The sequence below is a fragment of the Streptomyces sp. NPDC087215 genome, from assembly GCF_044744885.1.
In the GTDB taxonomy this organism is placed as follows: domain Bacteria; phylum Actinomycetota; class Actinomycetes; order Streptomycetales; family Streptomycetaceae; genus Streptomyces.
Genome location: NZ_JBIUZD010000009.1, coordinates 214,003 through 228,821 on the forward strand (window position 1 = coordinate 214,003; position 14,819 = coordinate 228,821).

General features: G+C 73.0%; 13 protein-coding genes. 3 read left to right on the forward strand and 10 right to left on the reverse strand.

Annotated elements, in window-relative coordinates; genetic code table 11:
- The first annotated feature begins 42 nt into the window (after window positions 1-42).
- Both ACIO92_RS23250 and ACIO92_RS23255 read left to right on the forward strand, forming a co-directional pair.
- Complete coding sequence (locus ACIO92_RS23250) at window positions 43-882, forward strand: DMT family transporter (RefSeq protein ID WP_366442534.1); 840 nt, start codon at window positions 43-45, stop codon at window positions 880-882.
- Between the two features lie 149 nt (window positions 883-1,031).
- Complete coding sequence (locus ACIO92_RS23255; protein WP_366442407.1) at window positions 1,032-1,244, forward strand: DUF1918 domain-containing protein; 213 nt, start codon at window positions 1,032-1,034, stop codon at window positions 1,242-1,244.
- Between the two features lie 111 nt (window positions 1,245-1,355).
- Here ACIO92_RS23255 and ACIO92_RS23260 read toward each other — a convergent pair whose 3' ends face one another.
- Window positions 1,356-2,681, reverse strand: coding sequence for a family 10 glycosylhydrolase (locus ACIO92_RS23260; protein ID WP_366442406.1), 1,326 nt, complete (start codon window positions 2,679-2,681; stop codon window positions 1,356-1,358).
- Window positions 2,682-2,877: 196 nt separating this feature from the next.
- Here ACIO92_RS23260 and ACIO92_RS23265 point away from each other — a divergent pair, with 196 nt between their 5' ends.
- Window positions 2,878-3,738, forward strand: coding sequence for a 3-hydroxybutyryl-CoA dehydrogenase (locus ACIO92_RS23265; RefSeq protein ID WP_366442405.1), 861 nt, complete (start codon window positions 2,878-2,880; stop codon window positions 3,736-3,738).
- A gap of 328 nt (window positions 3,739-4,066) precedes the next feature.
- Here ACIO92_RS23265 and ACIO92_RS23270 read toward each other — a convergent pair whose 3' ends face one another.
- From ACIO92_RS23270 to infC, 9 genes are all read right to left on the reverse strand, one after another.
- Window positions 4,067-5,407 carry a transcriptional regulator gene (locus ACIO92_RS23270; RefSeq protein ID WP_366442404.1) on the reverse strand — a complete coding sequence of 447 codons (1,341 nt, stop codon included), beginning with the start codon at window positions 5,405-5,407 and terminating at the stop codon, window positions 4,067-4,069.
- A 317-nt stretch (window positions 5,408-5,724) separates the two neighbouring features.
- Window positions 5,725-6,792 carry a PP2C family protein-serine/threonine phosphatase gene (locus ACIO92_RS23275; RefSeq protein WP_402282445.1) on the reverse strand — a complete coding sequence of 356 codons (1,068 nt, stop codon included), beginning with the start codon at window positions 6,790-6,792 and terminating at the stop codon, window positions 5,725-5,727.
- 280 nt (window positions 6,793-7,072) lie between these two features.
- Complete coding sequence (gene pheT, locus ACIO92_RS23280; protein ID WP_402282447.1) at window positions 7,073-9,601, reverse strand: phenylalanine--tRNA ligase subunit beta; 2,529 nt, start codon at window positions 9,599-9,601, stop codon at window positions 7,073-7,075.
- Window positions 9,601-10,728 carry a phenylalanine--tRNA ligase subunit alpha gene (gene pheS / locus ACIO92_RS23285; RefSeq protein ID WP_366442401.1) on the reverse strand — a complete coding sequence of 376 codons (1,128 nt, stop codon included), beginning with the start codon at window positions 10,726-10,728 and terminating at the stop codon, window positions 9,601-9,603. Before pheS ends, pheT begins: the two co-directional genes overlap by 1 nt.
- Before the next feature lie 146 nt (window positions 10,729-10,874).
- Complete coding sequence (locus ACIO92_RS23290; RefSeq protein ID WP_366442400.1) at window positions 10,875-12,032, reverse strand: ATP-binding protein; 1,158 nt, start codon at window positions 12,030-12,032, stop codon at window positions 10,875-10,877.
- An 81-nt stretch (window positions 12,033-12,113) separates the two neighbouring features.
- Window positions 12,114-12,953 carry an RNA methyltransferase gene (locus ACIO92_RS23295; protein WP_366442399.1) on the reverse strand — a complete coding sequence of 280 codons (840 nt, stop codon included), beginning with the start codon at window positions 12,951-12,953 and terminating at the stop codon, window positions 12,114-12,116.
- A gap of 211 nt (window positions 12,954-13,164) precedes the next feature.
- A complete protein-coding gene (rplT, locus tag ACIO92_RS23300; protein WP_187622715.1) occupies window positions 13,165-13,551 on the reverse strand; it encodes a 50S ribosomal protein L20 in 387 nt (128 codons plus the stop codon).
- Between the two features lie 107 nt (window positions 13,552-13,658).
- Window positions 13,659-13,853, reverse strand: coding sequence for a 50S ribosomal protein L35 (rpmI, locus tag ACIO92_RS23305; protein ID WP_366442398.1), 195 nt, complete (start codon window positions 13,851-13,853; stop codon window positions 13,659-13,661).
- Window positions 13,854-13,975: 122 nt separating this feature from the next.
- The gene (infC, locus tag ACIO92_RS23310; RefSeq protein WP_366442397.1) at window positions 13,976-14,713 is read right to left on the reverse strand and encodes a translation initiation factor IF-3; all 738 of its coding nucleotides are present in this window, start codon (window positions 14,711-14,713) and stop codon (window positions 13,976-13,978) included.
- Window positions 14,714-14,819 lie beyond the last annotated feature (106 nt).

The following is a 14,819-nucleotide window of genomic DNA, read 5'->3' on the forward strand; positions in this document are numbered from 1 at the left end:
GGAAGCGCTCCGCCGAGTGTCGACCCGGTCCGCCGGGGCACCCTGCTCGCCGTCCTGGGCGTCGTCTCCTTCTCCCTCACCTTTCCCTCGACCGTGTGGGGTCTGGAGAGTTTCGGTCCCTGGTCGCTGGTGGCGGTGCGTTCGACGCTCGCCGCCCTCATCGCGGGCGTGTTCCTCCTGGTGGGCCGGGTGCCGCTGCCGGACCGGCGGCACTGGGCGGGCCTCGCCGTGGTGGCCGGGGGCGTCGTCATCGGCTTCCCGCTCCTGACGACCCTGGCCCTGCGGACGTCCACCACCTCGCACGCCGCCGTGGTCGTGGGCCTGTTGCCGCTGACCACCGCGACCTTCGCCGCGCTGCGGACGGGGCGCCGCCCGTCCCGTACGTTCTGGTGCGCCGCCGTGGCCGGTGCGGTGGTGGTGATCGTCTTCACGCTCCAGCAGAGCGGCGGGGCCGTGTCGCAGGGGGACCTGTATCTGTTCGGGGCGCTGCTCGTGTGCGCCGCCGGTTACACGGAGGGCGGACGGCTCGCGCGGCTGATGCCCGGCTGGCAGGTCATCGGGTGGGCGCTGATCCTGTGCCTGCCGCTGATGGTGGCCGGTTCGGCCGTCGCCCTCACCGTGGAGCCGGTACGGCTGAGCGTCCACGGGGTCGTGGGGCTGGTGTGGGTGGCCGTGGGCTCCACCTTCTTCGGCCTGTACGTCTGGTACCGGGGCATGGCGTCGATCGGGATTCCCAAGGCGAGCCAGTTGCAGCTGGCGCAGCCGCTGCTGACGCTCCTCTGGTCGGTGTCCCTCCTCGGCGAGGAGCTGCCGCTGGCCGCCCCGCTCGCGGCGGGAGCCGTCCTGGTCTGCATCGCGGTGACCCAGCGGGCCAAGAGCTAGAGCCCGGACGCCGGGGCCCGAGCGCCCCTGACCCGAGTACCGCCGGGCCCCGGGACGTCGGTCCGCCCGCCGCTTCGGGGCGCGACGCGGGCGCCGGGACAGGCGTAGGCTCTGATGAGGAAAGGCCCGCTCACGAGGGAGGTTTCCCGATGCAGGCGAACGTGGGCGACACACTGCTGGTGCACGGCCGGACCGTCGGCCACCACGACCGTACGGCCGCGGTCCTCCAGGTACTGGGCGAGAACGGACTGCCCCCGTACCGCGTGAAGTTCGAGGACGACGGTCACGAGGCACTGATGTCGCCGGGCCCCGACACCGTCGTACGCCATCGGCCCGGGGCGGGATCCGGTCCGGTCTTCTGATCCGGCACGGGCCCGCCGCCGACCCGCGCGCCCGACGGCGTCCCGCCCCTCGACAGACACACCCCTACGCCCCCGCTCCGGCGAGGGGTGGCCGCCCGTCCCGCGCCCCCGTCATCTCGGCGGGCGGCTCCTGGTCGGGTAGTGGTCGGCCACCACGGTGGCCATCGCCCCGATCGGGTCCGCCGTGACCTCCTTGGCCGCGAACCAGCAGTGGCCGGAGACCGTCGGGTACCGGGCGGCGAGGTCCAGGTGCCGGGAGAGCTCCCCCGGGTCCTGCCAGGCCGCGGGCTGGGCGGGGTCGCCCGCCTTGTAGAGCGCCTCGCCGATGTGGAGGCGGACGCCGGTGCCCCGGACGACCGCGTCCCACCAGGGCAGCAGCTTGGCGTAGTCGGCGGCGGGCAGGCCGATGTTCCAGTACAGCTGGGGGACGACGTAGTCGATCCAGCCCTCCCGGATCCACTTGCGGGTGTCGGCGTACAGGTCGTCGTAGGTCTGGACGCCCGCGCGGGTGTCCGAGCCCTCCGGGTCGGTGGCGATGTTCCGCCAGACCCCGAAGGGACTGATGCCGAAGTCCACGCGCCGGTCGATCTCCTTGATCCGGGCAGCGGTCGAGGAGACCAGCAGGTCGGTGTTGTGGCGCCGCCAGGACGCCCTGTCGGGGAAGTCGCCGCCGTACCGCGCGTACGCCTCGTCGTCGGCGAAGACCTGTCCGGCCACCGGGTACGGGTAGAAGTAGTCGTCCCAGTGGACGGCGTCGATGTCGTAGCGCCGTACCGCGTCCAGCATCGCGTCCTGGGTGAACCGCCGGACCTCGGGCAGCCCGGGGTTGTAGTAGAGCTTGCCGCCGTAGGGCAGCACCCACTCGGGATGCAGCCGGGCCGGGTGGTTCGCCACGAGCCGGGTGGGGTCGGTGTGGTTGGCCACCCGGTACGGGTTGAACCAGGCGTGGAGTTGGAGTCCCCGGGCGTGGGCCTCCTCGACGGCCGTGCCGAGGGGGTCCCAGCCGGGGTCACGGCCCTGGGTCCCGGTGAGGCACTGCGCCCACGGCTCGTACGGCGAGGGCCAGAGGGCGTCGGCGGTGGGCCTGACCTGGAGGACGACCGCGTTCAGTCTGCGCTCGACGGCGGTGTCCAGGTGGGCGAGGAGCTGGGCGCGCTGTTCACCGGCGCTCAGGCCCGCGCGGGACGGCCAGTCGCGGTTGGTGACGGTGGCGATCCACACACCCCGGAACTGGCGGCGGCGCCCCGGTCTCGGAGCGCGGCCGGTGCGCTTCCCCGGCGCGGTCCCGTCCGCCGACCCGGCTCCGGTGCCGCTCCCCGCAGCGGCTCCGGTCCCGCTCCCCGGCCCGGTTCCGGCGGCGGACGCCGCCCCGGCCCCCGCGCTCGCGGGCGTTCCCGCGCCGGTGGCCGCCAGCGCCGCCCCGGCCGCTCCGGTCACGAATCCTCTTCTGCCGATAGGCCTCACTTGTACCCCTTCCGTGTCGGATACGTCACACGCACCCGGACAGCATGACCGCCCAGGGCGATCGATCATCGGTTAATGAGCGGTAACGTCGTGGGGTCGAGGCGGACGCACCGGAATCACACGGGCCCCGCCGCCAGAGAAGAGCGAAAGGCACGAGGTGACGGACTCCATGGCCGACATTGAGCGCGTCGGAGTGGTGGGCTGCGGCCAGATGGGCGCGGGCATCGCAGAGGTGTGTGCCCGGAGCGGCCTTGAGGTGAAGGTCGCCGAGACCACCGGCGAGGCGCTGGAGATCGGGCGCACGCGGCTCACCAACTCGCTGGCGAAGGCCGCCGAACGCGGCAAGATCACCGAGGACGAGCGGGACGCGGCGCTCGCGCGGCTCAGCTTCACCACCGACCTGGGCGAGTTCGCCGACCGCGATCTCGTCATCGAGGCGGTCGTGGAGAACGAGCAGGTCAAGACCGAGATCTTCCAGATCCTCGACCAGGTGATGACCCGCCCGGACGCCATCCTCGCCTCGAACACCTCCTCCATCCCGCTGGTACGGCTGGCCGTGGCGACCTCCCGTCCCGACCAGGTCATCGGCATCCACTTCTTCAACCCCGCCCCGGTGCAGAAGCTCGTCGAGCTGATCCCGGCCCTCACCACCTCCGAGGGCACCATCAGCCGGGCGCAGGCCTTCGCGGAGAAGGCCCTCGGCAAGCACGCGATCCGGGCGCAGGACCGCTCCGGTTTCGTGGTGAACGCGCTGCTCGTGCCGTATCTGCTGTCCGCGATCCGGATGTTCGAGTCGGGCATCGCGAGCCGTGACGACATCGACAACGGCATGGAGTTCGGCTGCGCCCACCCGATGGGTCCGCTGAAGCTGTCGGACCTCATCGGTCTGGACACGATCGCGTCGATCGCCGACTCGATGTACGCCGAGTTCAAGGAGCCGCTGTACGCCGCTCCCCCACTGCTCCAGCGCATGGTGGACGCGGGCAGGCTCGGCCGGAAGTCGGGCTCGGGCTTCTACCCGTACCCCTGACCCTCCCGGCGGCCCCGCCCGCCCGATGACGGACGGCCCGTACACCCGCACAGGTACGGGCCGTCCGTCATGTCCGCCACCCCTGTCCCGTCCGTCGCCTCCGTAGCCTCTGCCCCGTCCGCCATCTCCGTCCCGACCGGGCCCGGGTGCCGGTCGTCACCCGGGCCGGTCGTCGCGCGAGATCCGGTCGTCACTCGCGGCGCGGGGGGAGACACGCGCGGGCCGAGGCCCCGGTGTACGGCCCACCCGTGCTCGGCCCAGGCCCCGTGCTCGGCCCAGGCGCGGACGGTGGAGCGGGAGCAGTCCGGTGGCCCGCGCTACTTCGAGGTCACAGGGGAACGCGCAGCGTCCCTTCGATCAGCTCCGCCGCCTCCCTCGCCTCACTCCCGCCGCTCGCGAGCAGCTGACACCGGACCTGCCGCAGCCGGTCCCGCAGCCGCCGCGACTCCATCCCCCGTACCCGCTCCGTCATCTCCACGGCCGTCCGCGCCGCCGCGTCCGGCTCCCCGAGGCTCAGCTCGACCTGGCACAGCGTCGCCAGCCGGTGCACCCTGCCCCGGTCGTGCGAGGGCGTGCGCACCGCCACCGAGGCGTGCTCGTGGGCGGCGGCGAAGTCCCCCAGACCGAGCAGCGCCCCGGAGACCTGGACGTTGACCAACCCCGGCTGGACATAGCCCGTCTCGGCCGGTTCCAGCCCCGGGCTGATCCGCTCCGCCGCCGCCTCGGCCCGCCGGATGCACGCGAGGGCCGCCGTGCCGTCGCCGAGCCGCGCGTACGCCTTCGCCTGCATGGCCGTCAGGTCCGCGGCGAGCGCCGGAGTGATCCGGGGCCCCGCCGCCCGCAGCGCCGCCTCCGCGAACGCCACCGCCTGCCGGTGCTCCCCCATGAACAGCGACTGGTTGACGAGCAGCGCGATCACATACGCGCCGAGCCCCCGGTCGCCGCTCGCCTTCGCGAGCCGCAGCGCCTGGTGGAAGTAACGCTGGGCGAGCCCGTGCGCGTCCGCGTCGTACGCGCAGATCCCCGCCACCGCGACCAGACCGCAGGTGGCCCGGTGCAGCCGCCGCCCGAGCGCGTCGCCGTACGAGCCCCTCAGCAGCGGCGCGGTCTCGGCGGTGAGGAAGCCGACGATCCGGGCCCGGGTCGCGACGCCCCCGGTCCTCCGGTACATCTGCTCGTAGTGGGTACGGGCGGCCGTGAGCACGGCGATGTCGGCCGGTGACACCGCCGTCCGTCCGCTCCGCGACACGTCGATGTCCTCCGGCGGGTTCTCCCACTCCCACACCGGCATCACCGCGGGGGTCCCCGTCACGGCGGGCGCGCCCACTATGTGCGGCCGCTGCTGCTCGTCCGAACGCCACAGCGCCGCCGCCCGCTCCACGAACCCGGACAGCGGCGAACCGGTGGCGTCCGAAGGCCCGCCCGGCACCCCGAAGCCGATGTCGTCCAGGGTCACCGGACGGCCCAGCCGCGCGGCCAGCACCTCACAGATCAGGTCCGGCACCTGCCCGCGCGGACGCTGGCCCTTCAGCCAGCGCGCCACGGCGGTGTGTTCGTAGCGCAGGGCCAGGCCCCTGGCCCGGCCGGCCCGGTTCACCCGGGCGGCGAGTCCGGCGTGGGAGACGCCCGCCTCGTCCAGCAGGGCGTCGAGCAAGGTGTTGGGCTGCATGACCGCTCCGGTCGCTCGGTGAACTCAGCGTAGCGGTGACCGATTTCGTACGGGACGGACCGGTGGGACGGGCTCCGGCGGATCGGCCCGCGCGCCGGACGGTTTCGCACGGGGTGTGAACCGAGTACCCGTTCTTCCGGTCCGTGCGCTCTGCCGCCCCGGTCGCCGCACCGGTTGACTGTGCTTCTCGCCGAGAGGCGACGACCGGGCCGCCGTTTCCCCCTTGTACAGACGGCAGCCCGGCCCGCGCCGCCCGCCCGCCGACCTGCCCGACGCTCCGTGGCGGAGTGGGCGGCGGCGGCCCCGGTCCCCTCCGCTCAGCAATGGGAGGAGGGGGCGGGCCGGGAGCGGCGCAGCCCGGGTTCGGCGGGCTGCGCCGGTACCCGGACGCGGTCGTTCCGTACGACGAGCAGGGCGACGTCGTCACCGAGCCTGCCGCCCGTGTGGTGCAGCAGCTCCGTGTGGACGCGCCGGACGAGAGCGGCGGGTGCCTCGCCCGGCGGCCCCGCCAGGGCCGTGTCGAGCCGGAAGAACCGGCCGCGCGTGTCCCGGGCCTCCTCGGCTCCGTCGGTGTGCAGCACCAGCGTCTCGCCGGGCAGCAGCCGGGCCCCGGTGTACGGGGTGAGGACGGCCGGGAGCGGCAGGACCCCGAGCGGGGGCAGCGGTTCGCCGACCGGGAGCCGCTCCACGTCCGCGCCGAGGCGGTACGGGCCCGGGTGACCGCAGTTGAACACCGCGAGCCGCCCGTCGGACCGCACCTCCAGGAGCAGCAGCGTCACGAACTCCTCCGCGACCGGATGCTCCGGCGGCGCCCCGGCGCGCGCCGGGTGCTCGTCCCGCGCCCGCTCCCGCAGATGCCGTTCGAGCGCCCGTTCCAGGCGGCGCAGCACCCCGCCGAGTTCGGGTTCGTCGTGGGCGGCCTCCCGGAAGCTGCCGAGTACGGCGACGACCGCGCCGAGCGCGGCGAGGCCGTGGCCCCGGACGTCCCCGATGACCATCCGCACCCCGTGAGGGGTGGCGACCGCCTCGTACAGGTCGCCGCCGACGGTGGCTCCCCGGGAGGCGGACAGCTGTCCGGCGGCCAGCACGAGTCCGTGGAGCCGTGCGGGCGGCGGGCGCAGCAGCACCTGCTGGGTGGCGGCCGCGACGGCGCGGGCCCGCGCCAGTTTCCGGACGAGACGGCGGCGGGCGGCGACGAGCAGGCCGATTCCGACGGTGAGGAAGACGACGCTGGTGGTGATCCTCATGGGCAGCCCCTGCTGCCGGGCCAGCGGGCAGCCGAACTTCCAGGCCACGGCGATCACGCCCCACCCTGCGGGAAGCCCGAAGGGGGCCAGCCGGCGGAGCCGGGAGCGACCGGAGACCAACGACCTCGTACGGATCATGCACGGCCCTTCCCGAGCCCCGACACCGCCCGGAGGTCCCTCGACCCACAGGTCCGCCCCTGCGGCCGCGTCGATTCTGCCGACCGCGCGCCCCACCACGGAACCTCCCCCGACGATCTCACCCGAAGGAGTGATCGTCCTTCTCCCCGTCCCCGCCCGGCGGGGCTTCGCCACGGGCACGTACGCACGACCCTGCCGTGTGCGTGCGGTCCCGGTCGGGGAGACGGCGAAGGGCCGCCCCGGAGTGTCGGGGCGGCCCTTCGGCGTGGTGGCGGGGTGGTCAGACGCCGCGGAGGGTGGCTCCGGTGCGTTCCGTCGCCAGGGCCACGGCCGCGTCGCGGGCGGCGGTGGCCTCCTCGACCGTGAGGGTGCGGTCCGGGGCGCGGAACCTCAGGGCGTACGCCAGGGACTTGGTGCCCTCGTCGAGCTGGTCGCCGGTGTAGACGTCGAACAGCCGGACGGACTCCAGGAGTTCGCCCGCGCCCTCGTGGAGGGCGGCCTCGACGGAGGCGGCCGGGACGTCGGCGGCGACGACCAGGGCGACGTCCTGGGTGGCGACCGGGAAGAGGGAGATCCGGGGGGCCTTCACGGGCCCTCCGTCCGCCTGCTCCAGGAGGTCCAGGTCGATCTCCATCGCGCAGCTGCGGGCCGGCAGGCCGAAGGCCTTGACCACGCGCGGGTGGAGTTCGCCCGCGTGGCCGACGAGGACCTTCTCGCCGTCGGTCTCGACGTGCAGCGCGGCGCAGCGGCCCGGGTGCCAGGGGGCGTGCTGGTCGGCGCTGATGATCAGCTCGACCCCGGCCTCGGCGGCCACGGTGCGGGCGGCCTCGACCGCGTCCGCCCAGTCGGACGGACGGCCCTTGCCCCACCAGCCGGCCTGCTCGCGCGCCCCGGTGAGGACGACGGCGGCGCGGCGCGGCTGCGCGGGCAGCGCGGCGTTGATCCCGGCGATCTCCTCGTCGCTGGGGCGACGGTCGACGGGCAGCCGGACGGCGACGCCGGGCGTGCCCTCGGGGCGGAAGACCAGGCCGGTCTCGAAGAGCGCCAGGTCGTGGCTGCCCCTGCTGTCGTTGCGGCGGAGCGCGGTGAAGAGGCCCGGGAGGAGCGTGGTGCGGAGCGCGGGCTCCTCGTCGGAGAGCGGGTTGACCAGGGTGACGACCTGACGGCGGGGGTCGTCCGCGTCGAGGCCGAGGTGGTCGAGGGCCCCGGCGCCGATGAACGGGTAGTTCAGCGCCTCGACGTAGCCCGCGCCCGCCAGGGCGCGGCCCACCCGGCGGTGGAAGCGCTGGCGCTCGGTGAGGCCGCGGCCGGCCGGGGGCTTCGGCAGCGTGGAGGGCAGGTTCTCGTAGCCCTCCAGCCGGATGACCTCTTCGGCGAGGTCGTTCGGCTCGTTGAGGTCGGGGCGCCACGAGGGCACGGTGACGACGAGCTGGTCCTGGCCGTAGACGTCGCAGCCGACCTCCTGGAGGCGGCGGACGACGGTCTCGCGGCCGTAGTCGACGCCCGCGACCTTGTCGGGGTGGTCGGCCGGAAGCGCGATGGTGCGCGGCGCGGACGGGGCGCTGATCTCGGTGACGCCCGCTTCCGCGGTGCCGCCCGCGAGCAGCACGAGCAGGTCGACGGTGCGCTGTGCGGCGGCGGCCGCGGCCTGCGGGTCGACACCGCGCTCGAAGCGCTTGGACGCCTCGGAGGACAGCCGGTGGCGGCGGGCCGTGCGGGCGATGGAGATCGCGTCGAAGTGCGCGGCCTCGACGACGACCTCGGAGGTGCCGGTGACGGCGCCGGTGACGGGGTCGGTCACCGGGTCGGCGATCTCGGTGTCGGCGCCGCCCATGACGCCCGCGATGCCGATGGGGCCGCGGTTGTCGGTGATGACCAGGTCGGCGGCGTCCAGGACGCGCACGGTGCCGTCGAGGGTGGTGATCTTCTCACCGGCCTCGGCGCGGCGGACCCCGATGGGGCCGTCGAGCCTGCCGCGGTCGTAGGCGTGCAGTGGCTGCCCGAGCTCCAGCATCACGTAGTTGGTGACGTCCACGGCCAGCGAGATCGGGCGCATCCCGGCCTTCTGGAGGCGGCGCTGGAGCCAGATCGGGGAGCGGGCCTCGGGCGCCAGGCCGACGACGGTGCGCGCGGTGAAGCGGTCGCAGCCGAAGGGGTCGGTGATCTGGACCGGGTAGCCGTACGAGTTGGGCGCGGGCACGTCGATGAGGGCCGGGTCGCGCAGCGGGAGCCCGTAGGCGGTGGCCGTCTCGCGGGCGACGCCGCGCATCGAGAGGCAGTAGCCGCGGTCCGGGGTGACGGCGATGTCGAGGACCTCGTCGAAGAGTTCCAGGAGGACCGTGGCGTCGGTGCCGATCTCGTGCTCCGGCGGCAGCACGATGATGCCGTGCGTGCCGTCGTCGCCCATGCCGAGCTCGTCGCCGGAGCAGATCATGCCCCGGGAGACCCGGCCGTAGGTCTTGCGCTCGGCGATGCGGAAGTCACCGGGGAGGACGGCGCCGGGGAGGGCCACGACGACCTTGTCGCCGACGGCGAAGTTCCGGGCGCCGCAGATGATCTCCTGGGGCTCGCCGGTGCCGTTGGCCCGGCCGACGTCGACGGTGCAGAAGCGGATGGGCTTCTTGAACTCCGTCAGTTCCTCGACGGTGAGGACCTTGCCGACCACCAGCGGGCCGCTGAGGCCCGCGCCGAGCTGCTCGACGGACTCGACCTCGAGGCCCGCCGAAATGAGTTTGGCCTGTACGTCGCGGCCGGTCTCGGTCGCCGGCAGGTCGACGTACTCCCGCAGCCAAGAAAGCGGGACCCGCATCAGATCTCCATCCCGAACGGCCGGGTGAACCGGACGTCACCCTCGACCATGTCTCGCATGTCTTCGACGTTGTGGCGGAACATCAGCATCCGCTCGATGCCGAACCCGAAGGCGAATCCGCTGTACTTCTCGGGGTCCACTCCGCAGGCGACGAGCACCTTCGGGTTGACCATGCCGCAGCCGCCCAGCTCGATCCAGCCCTCGCTGCCGCAGGTGCGGCAGGGGCGGTCGGGGTTGCCGACGGACTCGCCGCGGCAGACATAGCAGAGCATGTCCATCTCGGCGGACGGCTCGGTGAACGGGAAGTAGTTCGGGCGGAGCCGGGTCTTCATGTCCGGGCCGAAGAGCGCCTGGACCATGTGGTCGAGGGTGCCCTTGAGGTCGGCCATGGTGAGGCCCTCGTCGACGGCGAGCAGCTCGATCTGGTGGAAGACCGGGGTGTGCGTGGCGTCGAGCTCGTCGGTGCGGTAGACGCGGCCGGGACACACGACGTAGAGCGGGGGCTCCCGGTCGATGAGCGTGCGGGCCTGCACCGGCGAGGTGTGGGTGCGGAGCACGACACCGGACTCGTCGCCCTTGGCGCCTTCGGGGCCCTGGACGAAGAAGGTGTCCTGCATCTGGCGCGCCGGGTGGTCCGGTACGAAGTTGAGGGCGTCGAAGTTGAACCACTCCGCCTCGACCTCGGGACCCTCGGCGACCTCGTACCCCATGGAGACGAAGACGTCGGAGACGCGCTCCATGAGCGTGGTCAGCGGGTGGCGGGCACCGGCCGGGACGCGGTCGTACGGCAGGGTGACGTCGACGGCCTCCTCGACGAGGACCCGGGCGTCGCGCTCGGCCTCCAGCTCGGTCTGCCGGGCGGCGAGCGCCTTGGAGACCATGCCGCGGGCCTGGCCCACGATCTTTCCTGCGGCGGCCTTGGCCTGCGGGGGCAGGGCGCCGATCTCCCGGTTGGCGAGCGCCAGCGGCGAGGTGCCGCCGGTGTGCGCGGTCTTCGCCTGCGCGAGCGCGTCGAGGTCGCCCGCGGCGGCGAAGGCGGCGAGCGCCTCGTCCCGGATGCGCTCGATCTCTTCGGGTTTCAGCGCCTCGACCTCGACCGGGTCGTACGACTTATTGGGTGCGGACATCTCTTCCCGTGCTTCCGTTGGCTTGGCTGGGCGGCCCCGCTTCGACGTCAAGGGCGCAAACGTGCCAAAGGACGAGTCTAACGGGGCGGGGGGACACGCATGAGCCCGTGGGCGGCCGGGCGGCTCCGTGATCTCGTCCGTTCGCGTCAGACGAGGTGGGCCGGGAGGCCGACGGGCAGGATAAATCGGAACTCGGCCCCGCCCCGGGGGGCCCTTCCGACGGTGATGGTGCCGCCGTGGGCCTCGACGACGCCTTTGACGATGTAGAGCCCGAGTCCGGTGCCGCCGCGCTTGCTGCCCCGCCAGAAGCGGGTGAAGACGCGGCTCATCGACTCCTCGGGGATGCCGGGGCCCTCGTCGCTCACGGTGACCTCCGTCGCTTCTTCTCCGTCGTCGCAGCGGGTGGCGGGTGCCACCTCGATGGTGACGGTTCCCTCGCCGTGGCGCACCGCGTTTTCCAGCAGGTTGCCGAGGATCTGGTCGATCTTGTCGGGGTCGGCCCAGAGCGGGGGCAGCTCGGGCCTGATCCGTACGAAGAAGCGGTCCGGGGACTGGCCCGCCGTGGTGTGGACCTGGACGTGGCGGCCGACGGCGGCGGCGATGTCGACGGGCTGGCGGCGCACTTCGAGGCGGCCGGAGTCGATCCGGGAGATGTCGAGGAGCTCGGCGATGAGCCGTTTGATGCGGCCCGCGTCGGCGTCGACGGTCTCCAGCATCAGGCGCTTCTGGTCGTCGCTGAACCGTTCCCACTTGCCGAGGAGGGTCGCGGTGAAGCCCTTGACGGAGGTGAGGGGGGAGCGCAGTTCGTGGGCGACGGTGGCGATGAGCTCGGCGTGGCTGAGTTCGGTGCGGCGGCGGGCCTCGGTGCCCCGCAGACAGACCACGACCCGGCGGACGGGGCCGGTGGGGTGCTCGCGGACGTACCGGGCGGAGACGAGGACCTCACGGCCGCCGGGCAGCAGCAGGTTGCGCTCGGGCTGGCCGCTGCGGGTGGCGAGCCCGCCGTAGGGGTCGGTCAGGGTCCACCAGCGGCGGCCCTTGAGGTCTTCGAGGGGCAGCGCCCGGTCGAGGGGGAGGCCGAGGGCCTCATGGGCGGGGACGGCGGTGATGCGGCCCGCGGCGGCGTTGAAGCAGACGACGCGGCCGGTCTCGTCGGCGACGACGAGACCGTCGGGCAGGTCGTCGGGGTGGATGCCGGGGAAGCCGGTGTCGCCGGGTGGCCGCCGGTCCGGGTGGCCGGGCGGTTCCGGGGCGCGGCGGGCGGCGCTCCGTGTCTGTGCGGGACCGTCCGTGCCGACCGTCATTCCCGTTTCCCACCCCTCCGCGCGGCCGTTGTGGGCCCCGAGTCGGTCACTCTACTGGGCGCGGGAGGCGGAGCGGAGCCCTCAGGGAGAGGTTCGGGGGCGCTGGGCGCGGGCGGAGGCGTAGAGGCAGACGGCGGCGGCGGTGGCGAGGTTGAGGCTCTCGGCCTTGCCGTGGATCGGGACGCGGACGACGGCGTCGGCGAGGGCGCGGGTCTCCTCGGGGAGTCCCCAGGCCTCGTTCCCGAAGATCCAGGCGGTGGGGCCGCCCATGGTGCCCGCGTCGAGTTCGTCGTCGAGGTCGTGCTGTCCCGCTCCGTCGGCGGCGAGGACGCGGACGCCCGCGGCCCGGAGTCCGGCGACGGCCTGCTCGACGGGGACGCCGACGGCGACCGGCAGGTGGAAGAGCGAGCCGACTGAGGCCCGTACGGACTTGGGGTTGTAGAGGTCCACGGAGGCGTCGGTGAGGACGACGGCGTCGGCTCCGGCGGCGTCGGCGCAGCGCAGCACCGTGCCCGCGTTCCCGGGGTCGCGCACATGGGCGAGGACGGCGACCAGCTTGGGGCGGGCCGCGACGATCTCCTCGAAGGGCGAGTCGAGGAAGCGGCAGACGCCGACGAGTCCCTGCGGGGTGACGGTCTGGGAGACCTCGGCGAGGACGGCGTCGGAGGCGTGGTGGACGCGGGCGCCCGCCGCGTGGGCGGCGTCGACGATGGCGGCGTACCGTTCGGCGGCCTCGACGGTGGTGAAGAGTTCGACGAGCGTGGGCTCTCCGCCGGGACCCCGGTGCTCGACGGCCTCGCGGACGGCCTGCGGGCCCTCGGCGATGAAGAGGCGGTCCTTGCCCCGGAAGTTGCGCTTGGCGAGCCGCCGGGCGGCGACGACGCGCGGGGAACGCGGGGAGATCAGCTCGGGGGTGACCATGGGGTGCGGCGGTTCTCTCTTCGGGGCCGGACGGCTGCGGGGCCGGGCGGGCGGTACGGGCGTCGGACCCGCTGGTACGGGGCTCGGCGCCCGGCGGGGAGATCTCCCGGTGGGCCGGGGCCTCAGGGGGCGTCTCACAGGGCGGAAGCACCCGGACCCGCAGGCGCTGGAGCGCCTGCGGGTCCGGGCAGAAGTGCTGCGGCCTGGAAGATCAGGCAGCGGCCTTCGGGGCGTTGACGTCGGCCGGGAGGGCCTTCTGCGCGACCTCGACCAGCGCGGCGAACGCGTTGCTGTCGTTGACGGCCAGCTCGGCGAGGATCTTGCGGTCCACCTCGATGTTGGCGGCGTTCAGACCCTGGATGAGGCGGTTGTACGTCATGCCGTTCTGGCGGGCAGCGGCGTTGATGCGCTGGATCCACAGCCGACGGAAGTCGCCCTTGCGCTTCTTGCGGTCGTTGTAGTTGTAGACCAGCGAGTGGGTGACCTGCTCCTTGGCCTTGCGGTACAGGCGCGAGCGCTGACCGCGGTAGCCGGAGGCCGCCTCGAGGATCGCCCTGCGCTTCTTGTGGGCGTTGACTGCCCGCTTGACGCGTGCCACTTGTTTAACTCCTTGTAGCGGGGTCGTGGGTGTCCTCACACGACCCGGAAAACGGATGGAACCCGGTCTCGGCCGGATGCCCTCGTCGCCGAGGGCGGGAGATCAACTCAGATGCCCAGCATCTTCTTGATCTTGGCGGCGTCACCCGGGGCCATCTCGGCGTTGCCGGAGAGGCGACGCGTCAGCTTGGACGACTTGTGCTCGAGCAGGTGGCGCTTGCCGGCGCGCTCGCGCAGGATCTTGCCGGAGCCGGTGACCTTGAAGCGCTTCTTGGCACCGGAGTGCGTCTTGTTCTTCGGCATCGCGCCGTATCTCCTCGTCAGTGGCGCTCCCCCCGGTGCGGGCACCTTTGCCGGGGAGCGTCAATTCTTCGTGTGGTGGGTCCGGGCGGGGCCCGGGGCTGCCTGGCTGGCAGCCCCTCGGGTCACGCCTCGGGGGTCTCGGCCGGAGTCTCGACAGAGGTCTCGGCCGGGGCTTCGGCGACAACCGGGGCTTCGGCGGCGGGGGCCGTCTCCTCGGTGGAGGCCGTCTCGTCGGCGGTGACGCCCTGGCGCTCGGCCTTGCGTGCGGCCTGGGCCTCACGCGCCTCGGCCATGGCCTCGGTCTTCTTCTTGTGCGGACCGAGAACCATGATCATGTTCCGGCCGTCCTGCTTCGGGTTGGACTCGATGAAGCCAAGCTCCTCGACGTCCGACGCCAGCCGCTGAAGCAGCCGGAATCCAAGCTCGGGGCGGGACTGCTCACGACCACGGAACATGATCGTGATCTTGACCTTGTCGCCCTGCTTGAGGAACCGGACGACGTGACCCTTCTTGGTGTCGTAGTCGTGCGGGTCGATCTTCGGCCGGAGCTTCATCTCCTTGATGACCGTGTGCGCCTGGTTCTTGCGCGCCTCACGGGCCTTCATGGCCGACTCGTACTTGAACTTCCCGTAGTCCATGAGCTTGCACACGGGCGGACGGGCGGTCGCCGCTACCTCGACCAGGTCGAGGTCGTACTCCTGTGCGAGCTCCAGGGCCTTGGCAAGCGGAACAATCCCGACCTGCTCGCCGCTGGGTCCGACAAGTCGCACCTCGGGAACGCGAATCCTGTCGTTGATGCGGGGCTCGGCGCTGATGGATCCTCCTCGGTAGCACCACGCGACCGCCTGGCGGACGGACACGCAACGTCTGTTTTCTGAGACCAACCGAGCCGGAACATGAAAAAGGCCCCGGACGGGACACAAGCGGGGCTCCATGGAAAACCGGAGCACCGCCGCGATCAACCGC

Excerpts from the sequence above, each read along its gene's own strand:
- ACIO92_RS23255 (WP_366442407.1), top strand. The coding sequence starts at position 1,032 with ATGCAGGCGAACGTGGGCGACACACTGCTGGTGCACGGCCGGACCGTC.
- ACIO92_RS23295 (WP_366442399.1), bottom strand. The coding sequence starts at position 12,953 with ATGGTCACCCCCGAGCTGATCTCCCCGCGTTCCCCGCGCGTCGTCGCC.
- pheT (WP_402282447.1), bottom strand. The coding sequence starts at position 9,601 with ATGCGGGTCCCGCTTTCTTGGCTGCGGGAGTACGTCGACCTGCCGGCG.
- ACIO92_RS23265 (WP_366442405.1), top strand. The coding sequence starts at position 2,878 with ATGGCCGACATTGAGCGCGTCGGAGTGGTGGGCTGCGGCCAGATGGGC.
- pheS (WP_366442401.1), bottom strand. The coding sequence starts at position 10,728 with ATGTCCGCACCCAATAAGTCGTACGACCCGGTCGAGGTCGAGGCGCTG.
- rpmI (WP_366442398.1), bottom strand. The coding sequence starts at position 13,853 with ATGCCGAAGAACAAGACGCACTCCGGTGCCAAGAAGCGCTTCAAGGTC.
- ACIO92_RS23275 (WP_402282445.1), bottom strand. The coding sequence starts at position 6,792 with ATGATCCGTACGAGGTCGTTGGTCTCCGGTCGCTCCCGGCTCCGCCGG.
- ACIO92_RS23290 (WP_366442400.1), bottom strand. The coding sequence starts at position 12,032 with ATGACGGTCGGCACGGACGGTCCCGCACAGACACGGAGCGCCGCCCGC.
- ACIO92_RS23270 (WP_366442404.1), bottom strand. The coding sequence starts at position 5,407 with ATGCAGCCCAACACCTTGCTCGACGCCCTGCTGGACGAGGCGGGCGTC.